Annotated in this window: 17 protein-coding genes and 1 tRNA gene; 9 read left to right on the top strand and 9 right to left on the bottom strand. The window is 63.7% G+C overall.

Annotated elements, in window-relative coordinates; genetic code table 11:
* Positions 1-11: 11 nt before the first annotated feature.
* From AC5Y30_RS01270 to AC5Y30_RS01260, 3 genes are all read right to left on the bottom strand, one after another.
* A complete protein-coding gene (locus AC5Y30_RS01270; protein ID WP_499915593.1) occupies positions 12-1,535 on the bottom strand; it encodes an aldehyde dehydrogenase family protein in 1,524 nt (507 codons plus the stop codon).
* Positions 1,536-1,550: 15 nt separating this feature from the next.
* The gene (locus AC5Y30_RS01265; RefSeq protein WP_499915591.1) at positions 1,551-2,756 is read right to left on the bottom strand and encodes an amidohydrolase family protein; all 1,206 of its coding nucleotides are present in this window, start codon (positions 2,754-2,756) and stop codon (positions 1,551-1,553) included.
* Positions 2,757-2,820: 64 nt separating this feature from the next.
* The gene (locus AC5Y30_RS01260) at positions 2,821-4,047 is read right to left on the bottom strand and encodes a cytochrome P450 (RefSeq protein WP_499915589.1); all 1,227 of its coding nucleotides are present in this window, start codon (positions 4,045-4,047) and stop codon (positions 2,821-2,823) included.
* A gap of 320 nt (positions 4,048-4,367) precedes the next feature.
* On the opposite strand from AC5Y30_RS01260, the gene AC5Y30_RS01255 reads away from it, so the two are divergent.
* The 6 genes from AC5Y30_RS01255 to AC5Y30_RS01230 all read left to right on the top strand — a co-directional run bounded on the left by AC5Y30_RS01255 (position 4,368) and on the right by AC5Y30_RS01230 (position 9,875).
* Complete coding sequence (locus tag AC5Y30_RS01255; RefSeq protein WP_499915587.1) at positions 4,368-5,057, top strand: TetR/AcrR family transcriptional regulator; 690 nt, start codon at positions 4,368-4,370, stop codon at positions 5,055-5,057.
* Between the two features lie 212 nt (positions 5,058-5,269).
* Entirely contained in the window at positions 5,270-7,618 is a 2,349-nt protein-coding gene (locus AC5Y30_RS01250; RefSeq protein WP_499915586.1) for a CaiB/BaiF CoA transferase family protein, read from the top strand.
* A 3-nt stretch (positions 7,619-7,621) separates the two neighbouring features.
* Positions 7,622-7,822: a ferredoxin gene (locus tag AC5Y30_RS01245; RefSeq protein ID WP_499915584.1), complete on the top strand. Its 201-nt coding sequence runs from the start codon at positions 7,622-7,624 to the stop codon at positions 7,820-7,822.
* A complete protein-coding gene (locus tag AC5Y30_RS01240; RefSeq protein ID WP_499915583.1) occupies positions 7,819-8,934 on the top strand; it encodes an NDMA-dependent alcohol dehydrogenase in 1,116 nt (371 codons plus the stop codon). Before AC5Y30_RS01245 ends, AC5Y30_RS01240 begins: the two co-directional genes overlap by 4 nt.
* 91 nt (positions 8,935-9,025) lie before the next feature.
* Complete coding sequence (locus AC5Y30_RS01235; protein ID WP_499915582.1) at positions 9,026-9,439, top strand: limonene-1,2-epoxide hydrolase family protein; 414 nt, start codon at positions 9,026-9,028, stop codon at positions 9,437-9,439.
* A 40-nt stretch (positions 9,440-9,479) separates the two neighbouring features.
* Positions 9,480-9,875, top strand: coding sequence for a nitroreductase family deazaflavin-dependent oxidoreductase (locus AC5Y30_RS01230; RefSeq protein ID WP_499916707.1), 396 nt, complete (start codon positions 9,480-9,482; stop codon positions 9,873-9,875).
* A 285-nt stretch (positions 9,876-10,160) separates the two neighbouring features.
* Here AC5Y30_RS01230 and AC5Y30_RS01225 read toward each other — a convergent pair.
* From AC5Y30_RS01225 to AC5Y30_RS01200, 6 genes are all read right to left on the bottom strand, one after another.
* A tRNA-Ile gene (locus AC5Y30_RS01225) sits at positions 10,161-10,234 on the bottom strand.
* 118 nt (positions 10,235-10,352) lie between these two features.
* Complete coding sequence (locus AC5Y30_RS01220; RefSeq protein ID WP_499916705.1) at positions 10,353-10,733, bottom strand: hypothetical protein; 381 nt, start codon at positions 10,731-10,733, stop codon at positions 10,353-10,355.
* Positions 10,734-11,113: 380 nt separating this feature from the next.
* Positions 11,114-11,539: a hypothetical protein gene (locus AC5Y30_RS01215; protein WP_499915580.1), complete on the bottom strand. Its 426-nt coding sequence runs from the start codon at positions 11,537-11,539 to the stop codon at positions 11,114-11,116.
* A 387-nt stretch (positions 11,540-11,926) separates the two neighbouring features.
* Positions 11,927-12,784 (bottom strand): carboxymuconolactone decarboxylase family protein, encoded by an 858-nt coding sequence (locus AC5Y30_RS01210; protein WP_499915579.1) that lies wholly within the window; start codon positions 12,782-12,784, stop codon positions 11,927-11,929.
* Between the two features lie 40 nt (positions 12,785-12,824).
* Positions 12,825-14,198, bottom strand: coding sequence for a metallopeptidase TldD-related protein (locus AC5Y30_RS01205; protein WP_499915577.1), 1,374 nt, complete (start codon positions 14,196-14,198; stop codon positions 12,825-12,827).
* Positions 14,199-14,247: 49 nt separating this feature from the next.
* Positions 14,248-15,765, bottom strand: coding sequence for a TldD/PmbA family protein (locus AC5Y30_RS01200; RefSeq protein WP_499915576.1), 1,518 nt, complete (start codon positions 15,763-15,765; stop codon positions 14,248-14,250).
* Between the two features lie 58 nt (positions 15,766-15,823).
* Between AC5Y30_RS01200 and AC5Y30_RS01195 the strand changes: the two genes are divergently transcribed.
* The 3 genes from AC5Y30_RS01195 to AC5Y30_RS01185 all read left to right on the top strand — a co-directional run bounded on the left by AC5Y30_RS01195 (position 15,824) and on the right by AC5Y30_RS01185 (position 18,942).
* Positions 15,824-16,708, top strand: coding sequence for a carbohydrate ABC transporter permease (locus tag AC5Y30_RS01195; protein ID WP_499915575.1), 885 nt, complete (start codon positions 15,824-15,826; stop codon positions 16,706-16,708).
* Positions 16,695-17,522, top strand: a complete 828-nt coding sequence (locus AC5Y30_RS01190) for a carbohydrate ABC transporter permease (protein WP_499915573.1) — start codon at positions 16,695-16,697, stop codon at positions 17,520-17,522. The genes AC5Y30_RS01195 and AC5Y30_RS01190 overlap by 14 nt, the downstream gene beginning before the upstream one ends.
* A 79-nt stretch (positions 17,523-17,601) precedes the next feature.
* A complete protein-coding gene (locus AC5Y30_RS01185; RefSeq protein ID WP_499916703.1) occupies positions 17,602-18,942 on the top strand; it encodes an ABC transporter substrate-binding protein in 1,341 nt (446 codons plus the stop codon).
* The last annotated feature ends 7 nt before the right edge of the window (positions 18,943-18,949 follow it).

Below are 18,949 nucleotides of genomic sequence, written 5' to 3'. Positions count from 1 at the left end.
GCAGTGCTGCGCTACATCATTGTGATCGATTTCAACTCGGTGTATTCCTCAAAGCCCCAGCGCCCCTGCTCTCGGCCGAGTCCGCTTTGCTTGACGCCGCCGAACGGCCCCCCGCCGTTGAACATGCCGCGCGCCGGTAGAGACCAGCCGGGGCCCTGCCCACCACCCGGATTGGCTCCTAGATCGACACCGGGTGCGACAGTCTGCACCATGATGGTGCCGGTTCGGATCTGCCTGGCGACGTTGAATCCCCTTGCCGCATTGCGGGTCATCACCAGACCCGCCAGACCGTAGATCGAGTCGTTCGCAACGCGGATGGCCTCGTCTTCGGAGCTGTAGGTCACCACCGCCAGTACAGGCCCGAACACCTCCTCCTGACATAAACGCATGTCGCTGCGGCAGTCGACGAATACCGTTGGCTCGTAATAGAAGCCGCGTTCCAGATGGTCGGGACGTTTGCCGCCGGCCACTAGCCGCGCGCCTTCCTGCACCCCGGCCTGAACGAAGGCTTCAACTCGTTGACGCTGCTGATCCCTGATCAGCGGCCCGACGACAGTGGCGGGATCACGCGGGTCGCCGACCGTGATCATCGGAGCCATGGCTTTGAGGCCCTCGACATACGCTTCGAGCAGGTGCTCGGGCAACAGAAGTCGCGACGTGACGGTGCATGCTTGTCCGGCATGCATGAGCACTTGCCCGAAACCTATTCCGGCAACGTCACTTTCGGTGACATCGTCGAGGACGATGTGCGCACTCTTGCCGCCTAATTCCAGCTGCGCGCGTTTCATCGTTGCCGCCGAAAGCTCCCGGATGCGCCGCCCGGTCGCCGTCGAACCGGTGAACCCAATCATGTCAACGCCTTTGTGGGTACACAGCTCCTCTCCCACGTCCGCACCGCCCGCAACCACATTGAACACACCGGGCGGAAGGCCAGCTTGCTCGCCCACCTTGGCCAACTCCAGGGCGTTCATCGGAGTCCATGGGTGGGGCTTGAGCACCACAGTGCAACCGACGGCCAACGCGGCAAGACACTTCTGAATGTTGATCGAGAAAGGAAAGTTGAACGGCGTGATGACGCCGACCACCCCGACCGGTTCGCGGACCACCGTCACGCCGCCCAGGCCGGTCGGCGAAACCACGGGGCCGCCCGGTGTCTCCACCCACGTCACATCATGTTCGACGAACTCGCCGTAGTAGTGGGCGGCCTCGATGGCACCGCCAACCTGAATCAGGTCCGTGATGAAGCCGGTCGAGCCGATCTCGGCGACGACTAGCTCCCGAAGCTCCGCTTTGCGCTCATCGAGGATCTCAGCGAATCGCTTGATGATCTTCGCCCGTTCCCGCACGGACATCCATGGCCATGGACCTTCGTCGAAAGCCCGCCTGGCGGCCTCGATCGCCATGGCCGCCTGCTTTGGTCCAGCGTCGACGACTCGGCCGATCAACTCTTCATTGGACGGATCGATAACATCGATGGTGCCGATGGCGTTGTCGCTCAACCACTTACCGTCGATGAAGCTCTGGTACTCCCGCATCAAACGAGCCGTTGACTACGTCAGCGTCGGATACGGGGCGGGCTCAAAGTCGAAGACCCGCCGAGCATTACCTTGCAGCACCTTGTACTTGTCGAGGTCGGACCGGCCGTCGAGTGCCTTGTGAGCGGCCTGAAGGGAGTTGGGCCACAGGCTGTCGGTGTGCGGATAATCCGTTTCGATCATCACATTGTCGACGCCGATGGAGTCGAGATTCGCCGCCCCGAAGTCGTCCTCGATGAAGCAGCCGTACATGTGGTCGCGGAAGAGCTGGCGCGGTGACTCCGGAAAAATCTCGGGGTCGGTGGGCACCGGGGTCAAGCGCATCGTGGCCGGATCAACCGCCCAGTTGTTGGCGCGCAGGTACTGGTAGTCGGTGGCGACATGTTCTGCACGCTCGATGAGGTAGGGGATCCAGCCGATGCCGCCCTCGGCCAGCACGATCTTCAGGTCGGGGTACTTCTGCAGCTTTCCCGAGAACAACCAATCCGTGGTTGAGTTCGCGAGATTGAGGTTGATGTTGACCGCCTGAACCCCGAAAGGTGCGTCAGGCGACGTAGTGGGACTAACCGACGACGAGCCGATGTGTGTGCACAGCGGCATTTTCGTCTCGTTTACCACTGCGAAGAAATCGTCCCATGCTCCCGAGTGGATGGACGGAAATCCCAGCGGGTGCAAGTTTTCCGAGAAGGCGATGGCTTTGGCGCCCTTGCCGGCGCACCGCAGTGTCTCCTCGACTGCGAGTCGGGTATCCCACAACGGGACGATGACCATCGGGATGTAGCGACCGGGCGCCGCCGCGCACCACTCATCTATGACGAAGTCGTTGTACGCCCGAACGCACTTGAGACCCAGGTCGCGGTCACCGAGGTGGGCGAACATCTGACCACAGAACCGGGGGAAAAACGGAAAGTTCAGTCCCGCGATCACATGATCCTCGTCCATGTCAGGGATGCGGGCCACCGGGTCGAAGTATGCGCGGGGCATATCGTCGTAATTCACTGGCAGCGGGGAATACTCGGCCGGCCTTTGGTGAGCCGCAACCAAGATGCCCAGCACCGACGCGCGCGCTTGCTCGTAGACCCACGTATCGACGCCGTCGATGCGCTCGACATGTGGCACTCGATCGCGGTCGGCGGCCGACGCGCGGTCGACCCATAGGTTTGGTGGCTCGATGATGTGGTCATCGACGGAGATCATCCATTGAAGATCTTGCTTGTCCACGGTTCCTCCCTGATTCCGCTATTACGTTGGCTGCGAGACGATCTCGGCGGTCGCCTGCCGCCTTTTACCGGCCGATGCGGGCACCCGGCGTGAAGACGACGGGCAGGGCGCGGTAGCCCCGGGTGACCGAATTCCCGTGAAAATCGACTTTTGCCCCAGTGGGGATGGCGTAGTCGGGTATCCGATTCAGGGTCTGTTCGACGCCCACCCGAAACTCGAGCCGGGCGAGATTGGAGCCCAGACAGCGATGGACTCCGGCTCCGAACCCGAGGTGGCGGTTTGTCTGCCGGTCGAGAATGCACTTGTTCGGCTCGTCGAACTCGCGCGCGTCGCGGTTGGCGGCCGCATAGTTCACGACGACCGTCTCACCGGGACAGAATTTGTGGTCGCTTAGTTCAACCTCTTCGGCGACTGAGCGATGCAGTCCGTGGACCGAACCGGCGAACCGGATGAATTCCTCTATCGCCGCGGGCATCAACCCGGCTTCGCGTACGAGTCGGTCGCGGTCCGCGGAATGGGTGCCCAGATAGAAGAAGGCGAACGACATTGCACTAGAGGTCGTTTCGAGCCCCGCTTGCACCAGCAGCATCACATTGGCGACAACGTCGTCGAAGCTCAATTTCTCGCCGTCGATCTCGGCGGCGAGTAGGACGTCGATCAGGTCGTCACGCGGCGGTTCACTACGACGCTTGTCGATCTCCTCGCGTACGCGGAGGTACAGATTAGTCATCGAACCGTTTCGGACCTCTTCGCTCTCACCATTGATCGCGAGGTCGGCCGTCTCGATGTAGAGCGGCACGTCCTCGACGGGCATGCCGAGTACATACCGGAAGAACACGATCCCAGGTTGCTGCCATGCGATGTCGGCGAGATCGCCGCGGCCCAGTTCGATGAAGTTGTCGATCAACCCATCGGTGACCGCACGCACCTGGGGTTCCAGCTCCTTCATCCGGCCCGGCGAAAAATAGGGGTTGAGGACCTTGCGAAGTTGTTGCTGCCGTGGCGGATCCAGGGTGATCACGATGTCGCCGAACGACATCGGGTTGCCCTGCAGCCCCATGGGCTTGCTGGAGAAGCTGCGCCAATCACGCAAGATCTCATAACAGTCGTCGTAGCGGGTGGCGACCCACGCGCCCCCCGGCGTGGGGCCCAGGAATGGCACGTCCTGGTGACTGAACGGCCCGTTCTCCCGCATCACCGAGTAGACCTCGTAGAGGAATTCTTGATCGTTGAAATCCTCGTGACGAAGGTCGAGGTTCCGGGCGTGTTCCTCCGGTGATTTGCTCACCATGAGTAGTCCTTTCCGCCCCCGCCGATCTCGAGACACCGCCAGCGGTCAGCCCGGCCAGACAGCCACCACCGAGGGGCCGGCCACATTCCACGCACGCCGCAATCGTGCCGTCCACGTGCCATCTGCACCGGCCCTCGGATTTCTCGCACACGCCGAAATCTGCTTTGGCAGCACAGTAAATCGTCGACCCCGGGGAGTCAAGTCGCACTCGATAACTACCTGAAAGCGGTTAGGATCGACGCGCCCGCGCAGTGCGCGCGAAGGGGCGGCACACGTGCAGGCTTTCCCTCAGCCGGCGGCTGCTCGCTAAAGTATGTGTGATGACCACAGGCGCGCGGCGGCGGGTTCGCGACAAGGACGGCAAACAACGAGCCCTCCTTGAAGCCGCCGCTGAGGTGTTTGCCGAAGCGGGATACGCGGCCGCGGCGACGAAGGAGATCGCCCGTCGCGCGGACTGCTCGGAAGCGATGCTGTTCCACTACTTCGTAGACAAGCGAGGCATCTTCGAGCAAGTCGTTTCTCGCCAGATCGCGGACCTGGTCAGTGAGGCAGAAGAGCAAGTCGTGGCGGACCTGCCTACGCGCTTCGAGGACTATATCGAGCGGCTTTTCTTTGCGAGATTAAGGATCGATGACCGGGACAGCGGCGTTCCCGGCTGGGACATCTCCGGTCGGGCGTTGTCAGATCCCGACTTCTCGCTGCGGGTGCTGCAACCCAATCACGCACGCCGTACTGCCGTGATCGCGGAAGGCGTTCGCCACTACCAGGCCGCGGGGCAGATCCGCGCCGACGTGGACGCCGACCTGTTCGCCGAGCTGCTGGCCAATTTCATCATCTTCACAACGAGCCTCGGACCGCGCTGGTTTGGTACGGCCGAGTCAGATATCCGCGCGCAGATCGAACTGGGATCGCAAATCCTCGCCAAAGGGGTAAGCACGTCGACTACGAAGCCGCCCGCCAAACGCAGCGGGCGGGTCCAACGGTCCCCCAAGGTGCGTGCGGCCGACTGAAAGCCCCAACGACTCAACCGCGGCCAGTGTTATCGAGTCACACTTGACACGTCAGCTTTCCCGTCGCTAGCGTCGTTGCCAACCAAGCCGCAGCCATGCGGACGCAGAACACCCTGCTCGATCGGCACGAGCGTGAAGACAGGAAGTGGCGTGTGTGCACTTATCCGGGTGGCTAACTCACTTCAGCCGACATTGACGCGGAAAGCAGCACGATGACCGCTCTGCGTGGGGTTCGTGTCGTCGAGTGGGCGACGGAAATTTCGGGCCCGTACTGCACCAAGTTGTTCGCCGACCTCGGAGCAGAGGTCATTAAGATAGAGGATCCAGGCGGGGATCCGTTCCGCCGCAGAACGTTTGGCGCGCAAAGCGACGCCGGCGCGCTGTTCAAATTCTTGAACGCCGGCAAGCGTTCAGTCCTTGGCACTTCGCTGACCGACCTAGAGGCGCTGATCGTTTCCGCCGATGTGTTCGTCGATTCTCTCGGCCCTGGGGCACTCGACCGCGAGGCCCTCCTACGGCGCGCGCCACACCTGGTGATCGTGGCATTGACTCCGTACGGATTGACCGGACCCTACCGAGACCGACCCTCGACGGAGTTCACGATCCAGGCCGAGAGCGGAACCCTGGCGTTGCGAGGCCGTCCGGACCAACCACCCATTCAAGCGGGTGGTCGAGTATTCGAATGGGTCATGGCCAGCTACGCCGCCGTTGGGGCGCTTGGCGCATTGCGGCGGGTTCAACTCGGCGGTGCTGGTGAAATCATCGACTGCTCGTTGCTGGAGACGTGCCACCTCAGCGCCAGCGGATTCGCCGACCTCTACCACGAGTTGGCCGGTCGTCCCCCTTTGCCCGTGCCGGCCCGACAGGTGGAAACCCCTTCCATCGAACCGACCGCGGACGGATGGGTGGGCTTTAACACCAATACCCGCCAACAATTCGAGTCGTTCCTGGCGATGATCGGCCGACTGGACCTGCTCGACGATGACCCGGCGTGGGCCCTCGCCACGACGCGGTGGGAACGGCGGGAGGAGTGGAATCAGATTGTGCGGGAATGGACGACGCAACATTCCACAGAGGAGATCGTCGCGTTGGCCTCCGATCTGCGGATCCCGGTCTCACCGGTAAACAATGGCCAGACCGTGTTGGACCACCCTCAGTTCGCGGCGCGCGGTGTGTGGGGCACGTATGCCGACGGCAGCTTCACCCACCCGTTGGCGCCCTACCAGATCAATGGCCGACGACCCGCCCCAACAGCCGGTGCTCCTTTCCTCGGCGAAATGGCAAAAGCGCCCACCCACAGCAGGATTGCGACCGCCGCCGACCGTGCACCGCGACTTCCTTTGGAAGGGGTACGGATTCTCGACGCGACAGCGTGGTGGGCGGGCCCCTCCTCCACCCACATTCTCGCCGCGCTCGGCGCTGAGGTCATTCACCTGGAGTCGACGGACCATCCTGATGGCGCACGGATGGCGGCCGCAGCGTTCGCCGATCAAGCTCAGTGGTGGGAGCGGTCGGGGATGTACCTGGCGACCAACGCCAATAAGCGGGGGCTCACCCTCGACCTGTCCTCTCCCGACGGGCGGGAACTGTTGTTCGGACTCGTCAGATGTTCGGACGTTCTGGTCGAGAACTTCTCGCCCCGCGTCTTCGACAATTTCGCCATCACGTGGGAGGCCGTCAGTGAGCAGAACCCCCGAATCGTGATGGTCCGGATGCCTGCGTTCGGACTCGACGGACCATGGCGCAACAACGTGGGTTTCGCGCAAACGATGGAACAGATGACCGGAATGGCTTGGGTGACCGGCCACGAGTACGACCAGCCGCGAATCCCCCGCGGCCCGTGTGACCCACTGGCAGGAATGCACTCCGCATTCGCCATGCTCACCGGCCTCCGCCAACGGGATCAAACGGGCCGCGGCTCGTTCATCGAAGTCTCAATGGTTGAGGCCGCGCTCAACGCAGCCGCCGAGCAGGTTGTCGAATCCACCGCCTACGGGAACCTGATATCGCGACTGGGAAATCGGAGCCGCGACGCCGCCCCACAAGGGCTCTATCAATGCGAGGGGACCGAGCGGTGGCTGGCGATTTCGGTCGCCACGGATGAGCAGTGGCGACGACTGAAGTCGGCTCTGTGTGAACCGGATTGGGCGAGTGACCCCACGTTGGACACCCACGATGGGCGGTTGCGGGCACACGATGTGATCGATAAGCATCTCGAGCAATGGGCCGGCAACCAGGATTCCGCGGCCGCGGCAGAGTTGCTCGTTGAATATGGTGTTCCGGCTGCGGATTTGGCAGACGCCAGGGTGGGTTCGATGCACCCTCAGCTTGCCGCACGGGGCTTCTTCGAAAGCCTGGACCATCCCATCGTGGGACGGCATCACGTGCCGGCGATTCCCTTCAAGTACCGCAGCGTTGAGACGTGGTATCGGTCAGCAGCGCCGACCTTAGGGCAGCACAACGCGAGCATCCTCGGCGACCTACTCGGCCTCGACGCCGCATCGATAGCGGCGCTGACAGAGCACGGCGTCATCGGGAACCGACCGGGCGGATTGGACTGAACGGTGAAGCTTCGTGTCGACGCGGAAATGTGTCAAGGCCACAGCCGTTGTTACGCACCATATCCGGAGATCTTCGATATCGACGACGACGGAATCGCATTCGTCACCGTCGAAAATATTCCTCCCGGATGGGAAGACCGGGCGCACAATGCCATCGCGAACTGCCCCGAGCGTGCCATACATATCATCAAGGAGTCGCCATGAAGAGCAATGGTGCAGTTCTGTGGGGGCTGAACGAGCGGTGGTCGGTGGAAGAGATCGAACTCGATCCGCCACAGGAAGGCGAGCTACTCGTCCAGTTCGAAGCCACCGGCCTTTGCCATTCCGACCACCACATCCGCACCGGCGACATGTTCGGGGTGAGTTTTCCCTTGATAGGTGGACACGAAGGGGCGGGCATCGTCCAAGAGGTTGGTCCGGGAGTGCGCGATCTAGCGGTGGGCGACCATGTGGTCACGTCGTTCCTGCCGGCGTGCGGTCGCTGCCGCTGGTGCGCCACGGGCCGTCAGAACCTTTGCGATTACGGGGCGATCATCCTGGCGGGGGTCCAGGCCGACGGTACCTTCCGGCGCCGAGCCCGCGGCCAGGGCATCGGAGCACTTTCCGGCGTCGGTAGTTTTGCGCAGTGGGGCGTGTTGTCGGAGGCCTCCGTCGTCAAGATCGACAAGGATGTGCCGTTGTCGCGCGTGTGTCTGCTCGGCTGCGGCGTCACCACCGGCTGGGGTTCGGCCGTCAATACCGCGAACGTCAGTCCCGGCGACGTGGTCGTTGTTGTCGGTTGTGGCGGGATCGGCAGCGGCGCCATTCAGGGCGCGCGGCTGGCAGGGGCGGAGCAAATCGTCGTGGTTGATATCGAGCCGAGCAAGCGCGACAAAGCGTTTCAGTTCGGGGCCACTCACTTTGCCGCCTCGATGGAGGAAGCAACGCAGTTAGTTGGCGAGATTACGCGCGGAGTCATGGCCGACTCGGCCATCCTCACGCCAGGCGTGCTCGAAGGCGCGATGATCAACGACGCGCTCAACGCGGTGCGGAAGGGCGGTGCCGTGGTGGCCACCGCCCTGGCATCGATGTCCGATGTGACGCCGACGCTGCCGCTGACGTTGTTCACGCTGTTCCAGAAACGCCTGCTGGGCAGCCTGTACGGCGAAGCCAACCCGCGGGCCGACATCCCTCGACTGATCAGCCTCTATCGAAGCGGCAAGCTGTTGCTCGACGAAGCCGTCACCACCGAGTACAAGCTCGACGACATCAATGAGGCCTACGACGACATGCTCGCCGGCCGCAACATCCGCGGGGTGATCATTCACGATCACTGACTCTCAGGAAGTGTGAAGGACCAACCGAAATGTCCGTCACGTCTCAGCCGAAACAGTGTCAGCCACCTCAACGCCGTGAAGGGATTCACTCATGTCGTCACCAGCCGACGTAGTTCGCAACTTTTGTACCTTGATGGAGCAGCGGGACGCCGAAGCGTTGCGTCCTCTCCTCGCCGAAGGCGCCGTTTATCAGAACGTGGGAATGCCCGCCTTCACTGGACCGGACGCCATCGTAGAGAACATGGCCGCCCAGTTCGCGATGTTTCCGGACGCCTACGCCTTCGAAATCGTCAACCTCGCGAGCGATGGTTGCGTGGTGCTCACCGAACGCCTGGACTATATTCAGGCTCCCGACGGAAGCAAGCCGGCCATCCCAGTGATGGGGACCTTCGTCGTCGATGACGATGGGAGAATCACTCGCTGGACCGACTATTTCGACCTGAATCTGACGGTGCGGCTTCTTCAAGGCGAGGACATCAGCGCCCTCGTTCCTGCGTCCGCGTGAGTCGGCACATCACCAGGTTGGTCGTGAACGAGGGGGAATGATGCGGGTGCCAAGGGCGGTCGCAGACTTCAACAGCCAAGTCACCAATCCAGCAGCTCGGTCGATCGCGCCGTGGCTTCCAGGCCTGTGCACACTCGAACATGTCGGACGCAAATCAGGCAGGCGTTATCGAACGCCGCTGTTAGTTTTTCCCATCCGCGAAGGCTTCGTCTTTCTCATCGGGTATGGGCTGAAGTCGGACTGGTTGAAGAATGTATTCGCCGGTGGACAGGCAGTGCTGCACAAGCGCGGCAAGAGTACCGCGCTAGCCAACCCCCGCCTCCTAAGTAAGGCTGCGGCCGCAACGCTCGTCACGGGGCCATCTGGTGTCTTCTACCGCCTGTTTCCGTACAACGAAGCGGCGCTGGTGTTGACCAAAGTCAATTCCACTCAGTGACTTTGGGCGGCAGAACGAAGAAGTTGAGCCAGTGGGGTTGCGAGCGCCGCAACTCCAACACCGCGGGGCACTTATGCTGACAACCCACCGACCGGTGCGACCGGTCCCCTGCGACACCGACAACGCATCGCTGATTACCGCCAACCTGCTCGGCGACGGTTAACTCACTCGTCTAGGGAGTGTCAAGGATCAGCCGAAGTAACTGTCAAGCATCAGCCAAAACACTGTCACCTATCAGCCGAAGACGAAGTGTCACGCATCACCCGAGGTCATACACCTTTTCGGTGGGGCGGGCGGGGCTCGAACCCGCGACCAACGGATTATGAGTCCGCGGCTCTAACCAACTGAGCTACCGCCCCCGACGGAGTAGTTCCGTAGGAAACCGTAGCGGAAGACCGGAACCAACGTCCGTCGGGCGGCGGCACATCCTTAAGGACTGAGGCGCCCAGCGGGCGACCCGCCTCATATCCCGCGCGGCTATGAGGGAGCCGGCCCTGCCTGCCCGGCTTGAGCCTTGATCTTGGGAATCAGCTCTGGCGCGTAGACGAAAATCGCCGACTCGACCTCCCACTCCGCCTGCGCCTGGGTCATGGGGGTGGTTCTGGTGATCATGTTGATCAGCTCTTGGCCCTCACCGAACGGATTGGGGTTGGCCCGAACCTGATCGGCGAACCAGCGGCCCTCGGCGGCCTCGTGGCAATCGCTGTAGTCGGCGTTGTGCACCATCTTGTTCTGCGCCAACAGTTTGATGTACTGATCGTCTGCCGGACTCAAATTACAGGCCGCCGCAGCCCGCGGCGCTGACACCGCAGCGCCACCGAACATCGCGGCCCCCAGCGCAAAACCGGCGGCCCCCACCGTCAGCACCTGCACGCGCAATCGTGTCGTTGTCACTTCTGCGGACCCCCTTGTCGTGGAAATTTGCTACTTTTTCTCTCGCGGCAGAGAGCGGATACCACCGCCGATCAGCGCGGCAAACGACGATTCCTACGAACAACGGGTGAACAGCAATCAGCCAAAACTTACTGTGCGAGAAATTCTTCGGGCTCAATGCGGCAACGATATGAAGCCCAAAAGCAGCAGTGCCACACGGCTTGCTGACGCCGTTGATCAACGGTGCATCATGGCAGTCCTGAGTTAGCCAATGCTGACAAACGAAAGCGGCCGGAGAGCAAAGCCCTCACGGCCGCTGACGTTCTGAAACACAAAACCATTGCGCCGCAACGACGCTGGGATGCCTAAGACTCGGCCGGCCAGTTTGCTTTCGCCGCTTGATCTTTGATCTTGGGAATCAGTTCGGGCGCGTAGACGTAAATGGCCGACTCGACCTCCCACTCCGCCTGCTCCTGGGTCATCGGCGTGGTGCGGGTGATCATGTTGATCAGCTCCTGGCCCTCGCCGAATGGATTGGGGTTGGCCCGCACCTGATCGGCGAACCAACGGCCCTCGGCGGCCTCATGGCAATCGCTGTAGTCGGCGTTGTGCACCATCTTGTTCTGCGCCAACAGTTTGATGTACTGATCGTCGGCCGGACTCAAATTGCAGGTAGCCGAGGCTAACGGAGCGGACAGCACAGCCCCGCCGAGCATCGAGGCGCCCAACGCAACACCGGCAGCCCACACCGACGACACTCGAACGCGCGAACGTGTACGGGTGCTGGTCATTTCCGAACCTCCCTCTGCGCGAGAACGCAGTCGCTTCCGGCGCAACCCCAAGCTGAACAAGCCCTACGACCGCCGGCCAATGACGCACGGTCGGTGGCAATCGTGCTCGGGCCACGCTGCCATCTGGTTACCGCCACTTTTCGGTGTCGTTTCAGTGTCGGCGACCGGGCTAAAAGTAGCGAATGGCCCCCGCATACAGCGGAAACGGACACTTGCGAGTCAGTGTATGGATGGTTAACATTTGGTGCCCTCGGCCCGGGATGTCTGACCGCGGGCCTGGCCGCCAAGCCGCGCCGGAAGCGCGACAAACGGCTGCTGCTCGGCGTCAGGGGCGCCGACAGCTAAGAGCCTTAAAGCTCGGCTCCGCCCAGCCCGCATCCGCAAATGTCAGCTGAACACCGTCTGGCCGTCGGCGTCGAGCAAGTACCGTTCTGTGCCGTTCTCGACGCGCGGCGCGTCAGCGCCCAACGACACGGCTATTTTGTTGCTGGCATTGCGCATGATGTCGAAGGTGAGTTCCACGGCTTCGGCCTCGGAGAACCGGGAGCGCACCTCGGCGACATCATCGGCGGCGAGGTGCGCAGGGGTCCAAATTAACGCATCGGCATAGCGCAGCGCTGCTTTAGCGCGGTCGTCGAGCAAACTCGACGACTCGAAGCGCTCGATCTCCTCGTACAGCTTTTCCGAACCGCCGGCATCAAGCGCGCCGCCCTCGCGAAGCGAGTTGCACAAGCGGCAATTGTGCTGCGCCGCCCCGCGCAGCCGAACCAGCTCGGAGGTCACGGGGTCGAGCGCACGCATTCGCGCCACCGCGATTAAAAAGTCGTTGAACACCGGATCCGCCGGTTCGGTGGTGTGATCCCAGCTGATCGGTTCGGCAACCCAGCCCAGATACTGCGCACCGACCCCGAGCGCTTCCAGCCCGGCCCGTACCCGGGGAATGAAGTCGGCGAGGTACATCTGCACGACGACGCCAAAGGTGCGGTCCCCTAGCTGCTTCCACAACCGCGTCCGCTGCTCGGCGGTCACCGACGAGACGTCGGCGCTGAATTGTTCGGCGAACACGGTGACGGCGGCCTCGGCTTCCGATTGCGGCTCGCCCACCTCGACGCTCGCGGGCAACGGCGACAGCGACATCGTCTGTGCGCACACCCGCCGAACCAGCGCCGCGGTGCGACCATCACCGGGGCATAACGACACCAACCGGGTGAGCTGGTCTTCGCGAACAGAAACCGGAGCCGCCATTCGTCACACGCTAGAACGTGCGCTGCCGGGCGGCAAAGAATTACTGGGCCTGGCTCACCGATGACATGTGGAAATCGGGTATCCGCAGCGACGGCATGGCCGCCCGGGTGGCCCAATCGCCCCATTCGCGCGGCAGGGTCTTCTCGCTGACGCCGGCCTCGGTGGCCCGTCGCAGGAGGTCGAGCGGACTCTCGTTGAACCGGAAGTTGTTGACCGCAGCGGTCACCTTGCCGTCCTCGATGAGGTAGACGCCGTCGCGGGTCAGCCCGGTGAACAACAGCGTGGTGGGGTCGACGACGCGGATGTACCACAGCGTGGTCAGCAGCAGGCCGCGCTCGGTGGCCGCGATCATGTCGTCCTGACTGGCCGTTCCCCCGGTCATCACGAGATTGTCGGCAGCGATTGCAACGTCGGCATCGTATTTGGCGGCCGTGGCCCGCGGATAAGCCAGCGCGTTGATCACCCCGTCGCGGATCCAGTCCACCTGGTTGATCTCCGCCCCGTTGTCGAACACCGACACCGTCTCCGAGGAACTGCTGACCGCGACGAACGGCGTGCAGGCGAGGCCGGGAGCCATGGGATCGGAAAAAAGCGTCAGCGGCAGGTCGGTGAGCCGCTCCCCCACCCGGGTTCCGCCGCCGGGCGCCGAGAACGCGGTCCGGCCCTCCTGGGCGCCGCGGCCCGCCATCGACCAGGCCATGTAGATCATCATGTCGGCCACCGTCGACGGCGGCATGATCGTTTCGTAGCGGCCCGCCGGTAACTCGACACTGCGCTGCGCCCAGCCCAGTCGCATCGAGAGCTGCTCGAGCAGCGAATCCGTTGGCACATCGACGAAGTCAGGTGTTCCGACGCCAGCCCAGGCGCTGGCATCGCCGCGTTTGGCGTTGATCTCCACCGCACCGGTGGGCTGGGTGAAACGTCGGCGCAATCCGGTCGACGACGCCAGGAATGTCGTCGAAACACTATGGTGGGCAAAGCCATAAAGTCGGTCATCGCCGCGGAAGCCACGGCTCAGCGAGTCGGCGACGTCGGAGAAAACCAGGGGCCCGGTGCCCGGCACCGGCGCGTCCCAATCGACGGGCACGCCGGTATCGGCGAGCAGCGGCGCGGCATCGCCAGCCTCTGGCGCGGCGCTAGCCGCCTCCTGCGATGCCGCAACCAGCCCGGGCAGCACTCGTGGATCGGCCTCGGCGGACACGACCGTGCCGATGCGCGCAGTGGACCCGCGCCGCACCACCGAAATCACCGTCACGCTGCGGCTGACCGAAACCCCGTTGGTAGTCATCGAATTGCCCGCCCACCGCAGTGTCGCTTCGACCTTATCGGTGACCAGCACCATGGTCTCGTCGGCGCGGCCGAGCTTGGCCGCCTCATCGAGCACGATGTTGACGACATGCTGCGCAGTGATCATCGGCGCCGCTCCTCAGCATCGCTCCACTCTGCATCGTCGCCGGCGCGGATCATCGGCCGCCCTCGGTGCGGGTATTGAGCACGTTGACGCCGCGGAACAGTGCCGACGGGCAGCCGTGGCTGACCGCCGCGATCTGGCCCGGCTGAGCCTTGCCGCAGTTGAACGCGCCACCCAGGCGCCAGGTCGACGGGCCCCCCACCGCCTCCATCGAATTCCAGAACTCGGTCGTGGTGGCCTGATACGCGACGTCACGCAACTGACCGTCCAGCCGGCCGTCACGGATCGCGAAGAAACGCTGGCCGGTGAACTGGAAGTTGTAGCGCTGCATGTCGATTGACCATGACTTGTCACCGACGATGTAGATGCCGTCCTCGACCCGGCCGATCAAGTCGTCGGTGCTGATGTCGTCGGGGGCGGGCTGCAGCGACACGTTGGCCATCCGCTGGATCGGCACATGATGCGGCGAGTCGGCGTACGAGCATCCATTGGAGCGCGGCCGGCCCAGCCGCTGGGCGAACACCCGGTCAAGCTGGTAGCCGGTGAAGATCCCGTCACGCACCAGATCCCAGCTTTGCGCGGCCACGCCTTCATCGTCGTAACCGATGGTGGCCAAGCCGAATTGGACGGTGCGATCCGCCGTCACGTTCATCACCGGCGACCCGTACCGCATGGTGCCCAGCTTGTCCGGCGTGGCGAACGACGTTCCCGCGTAGGCGGCCTCGTAGCCGATCGCACGATCGTATTCGGTTGCGTGCCCGATTGATTCATGAATCGTCAGCCACAGGTTGGTCGGGTCGATCACCAGGTCTTTGCGCCCTGGAATAACGCTGGGCGCCTTGATTTTTTCGGCCAGCAATGACGGCAGCTGCGCCAGCTCGTCGCTCCAGTTCCACACCTCGTCGCCGGCCACGGCCTCCCAGCCCCGCCCCATCGGCGGCACCAGCGTCCGCATCGAATCGAAGCTGCCGGCCGCGGGGTCGACGGTCACCGCCTCCAGCGAGGGCAATACCCGCACCCGCTGCTGGGTGATCGAGGATCCGAAGGTGTCGGCGTAAAACGTCTGCTCCTTGACGGCGGTCAGCACCGCCGACACGTGGTTGACGCCGTCGGCGCTCAGCAGCCGACCGGAGTAGTCCTCCAGCACGGCGATCTTGTCGGTCGTCGAGATGTCGAACGGATCGATTCGGTAGTCCGACACCCAGGCCGCGTCCGCGTAGACCGGTTCGGGCGCCAGCTCGACGCACTCGCTGCTCAGCGTCGCCAGCGTGGTCGCGACGTGCACTGCGCGCCGAGCCGTCTCGGCGGCCACCGACGGCACCAGCTCCGCGTGCGAGGCGAATCCCCAGGTGCCGTCGACGATCAATCGCACCGCCAGGCCCACCTCGCGATTGATCACCGCGGTCTCCAGCTCGCCGTCGCGCAGCTGGATGATCTCGGTGATGATGCGATGAACCCGCAGGTCGGCGTGCGTCGCCCCGGCCGCTGTGGCCGCCGAGAGCGCGGCTTCGGCCAAATCGTGGCGCGGCAGCTCCAGGAAGTCGGCATCGATCCCCCGGTTCGGTGTCACGCTTCCACCGTAACGACCGGTCAGCCCAAACCCCGCCAGCGCCCGCTTTAATTACCCCATGGCCAGCGCGGTACGCGGGATTCACCCTCGATCTACCGCGCTGGGCTACGCGCTGCTGGCGCCCAGCCTGTTCGGCGTGCTCGCCTTTTTGCTGCTGCCCATCCTGGTCGTGCTTTGGCTGAGCCTGTGCCGCTGGGATCTCCTCGGCCCGCTGCACTTCGTCGGCCTGTCCAACTGGCGCTCGGTCCTGACCGACGCCGGATTCGGCAACTCCCTGATCGTCACGGTCATCTTCGTGGCGATCGTGGTGCCGGCGCAGACCGTCTTGGGACTGCTGGCCGCGACCATGCTGGCGCGGCAGCTTCGCGGCACCAATCTGTTTCGCACCCTGTTCGTGCTCCCGTGGATTTGCGCGCCGCTGGCCATCGCGGTGCTATGGCGCTGGATCCTGGCTCCCACGGACGGCGCCGTCAGCACTGTGCTGGGGCACAGCATCGAATGGCTGTCGGATCCCAGCTTTGCGCTGCCGCTGGTATCGGCCGTGGTGGTGTGGACCAACGTCGGCTACGTCTCGTTGTCGTTTCTGGCGGGCCTGCTGGCGATTCCCGAGGACGTCCACGCCGCCGCACGCACCGACGGCGCCACCGCATGGCAGCGGTTCTGGCGCATCACCATGCCCATGCTGCGACCGACGACCTTCTTCGTGTTAGTGACCGGGATCGTCAGCACGGCACAGGTTTTCGACATGGTGTACGCGCTCACCGGCGGCGGACCGGCCGGCAGCACCGACCTGGTGGCCCATCGCATCTACGCCGAGGCTTTCGGTTCGGCGGCCATCGGCCGCGCGTCGGCGATGGCGGTGGTGCTGTTCGTGATCCTGATCGGCGTCACCCTGGTACAGCATCTGTATTTCCGGAGACGGATCAGCTATGACCTCACCTAGCCGGATCACGTCCAATGCGGTGATTTATGCCGGACTGTCGCTGGGCGCGTTGATCACCTTGGCGCCGTTCGCGCTTGGACTGATGACGTCGTTCACCTCTGCACACCAGTTCGTCACGGGCAGCCCGTTGCAGCTGCCGCGGCCACCCACGCTGTCGAATTTCGCCAACCTGGGCGGGGCGGGGTTCGGCCGCGCGGCGGCGGTGACCGCCTTGATGACGGCGGTGATTCTGGTGGGCCAGTTGACCTTTTCGGTGCTGGCCGCATATGCCTTCGCCCGTTTGCAGTTCCCCGGCCGTGACGCGCTGTTCTGGGTGTACATCGCGACGCTGATGGTGCCGGGGACGGTCACGGTGGTGCCGATGTATCTCATGATGGCTCAGCTCGGTCTGCGCAACACGTTTTGGGCCTTGGTGCTGCCGTTCATGTTCGGCTCGCCGTACGCGATCTTCTTGCTGCGTGAGCACTTTCGGATCATCCCGAACGATCTGATCAACGCCGCTCGACTGGACGGCGCGAAAACCTTGGACGTGATTGTGCACGTGGTGATTCCGTCCAGTCGCGCTGTCCTGGCAGCACTGGCGTTGATCACCGTGGTTTCGCAGTGGAACAACTTCATGTGGCCGTTGGTGATCACCAGCGGCCACAAGTGGCGCGTGCTCACCGTCGCGACCGCCGACCTGCAGTCGCGGTTCAATTCCCAATGGACGTTGGTGATGGCGGCAACCACGGTCGCGATGGCCCCGCTGATCGTACTGTTCGTGGTCTTCCAGCGCCATATCGTCGCCTCAATCGTCGTATCGGGACTCAAGTGAGGCGCCGATGCGGCGAGATTGCCGCCGTGGCTGTTCGTTCCGCGAATTCACGACCCCCATGGCAATCTGGGTGCGCACGGTGATGCGGCCGCGCTTTTCCACACTGGTCGCGGGATCGATCGCGCTGGTGGCGGTGCTGCTGGCCGCGATGGCGGTGCTGCTGGATTACTCCGCGCAGCCGCATGGTGGCAAGACTGTCGTCACGGTCCGCGTCTGGGGCGACCAGCTCGGTGCGGCCTATCGACAATCCTTCGAGGCCTTCAACCGCGCCCATCCCGGCATCGAGGTACACCTGAACCTGGTGGCGTACTCGACCTACTTCAACACCCTGCGCACCGATGTGGCCGGTGGCAGCGCCGACGACATTTTCTGGCTGTCCAACGCCTACCTCGCGGCGTATGCCGACAGTGGCCGGCTCCTGAACATCGGCGAAGTGCTTGGGTCCAAGGCCGATTCGGAGTGGGAGCGGCCGGTAGTCGAGCAGTTCACTCGAAACGGCACGCTGTGGGGCGTGCCGCAGCTGACCGACGCTGGAATCGCGTTGTACTACAACGCAGATCTTCTCGCCGCCGCGGGCGTCGATCCGGCCCAGCTGAATACCCTGCGGTGGAGCCCCGGCGACGGTGACACTTTGCGTCCACTGCTGAGCCGGCTCACCGTCGACGCCGATGGAAACCGAGGCGACACACCATATTTCGACGCGAGGCGGGTGCGACGGTGGGCCTACAACGCGGCCAACGATCCCCAGGGCATCTACCTGAACTACATCGGTTCGGCCGGCGGCGTGTTCCAGCGGGGCGACTCTTTCGCCTTCGACAACCCCGCCGCAGTGACGGCCTTCCGGTATCTGGTCGACCTGATCAACCGCGACCACGTCGCGCCACCCGCCGCCGACACCAACGACAACGGCGACTTTTCCCGCAATCAGTTTTTGGCCGGCAGAATGGCTCTCTTTCAATCCGGCACCTACAACCTGGCGCCGGTCGCGCGCGATGCCCGCTTCCATTGGGGTGTGGCGATGATGCCCGCCGGCCCCGCGGGACGGGTCAGCGTCACCAATGGCATTGCGGCGGCGGGCAATGCGGCGACGAAGCACCCCGACGCCGTGCGCCAGGTGTTGGCCTGGATGGGCAGTAAACAGGGCAACGAATACCTGGGGCGCTACGGCGCGGCAATCCCCGCGGTGCCCACCGCCCAGCCTGTCTACTTCCGGTATTGGGCCACCCGGGGTGTCGACGTCACGCCCTTCTTCGCCGTGCTGAACGGTCCGCGCATCCCCGCCCCCGGAGGGGCAGGCTTCGCCGCCGGCAACGACGCGTTGCAACCGTACTTCGACGAAATGTTCTTGGGCCGCGGCGATGTCGCGGCGATATTGCAGCGGGCTCAGGCGGCGGCCAACGCCGCCGCGGCGCGCCAGTGAGTTCTGG

Source organism: Mycobacterium sp. NGS27 (genome assembly GCF_059813005.1).
The sequence above is the reverse complement of the archived record's forward strand: the minus strand, read 5'-3'. Positions and strand labels throughout refer to the sequence as shown.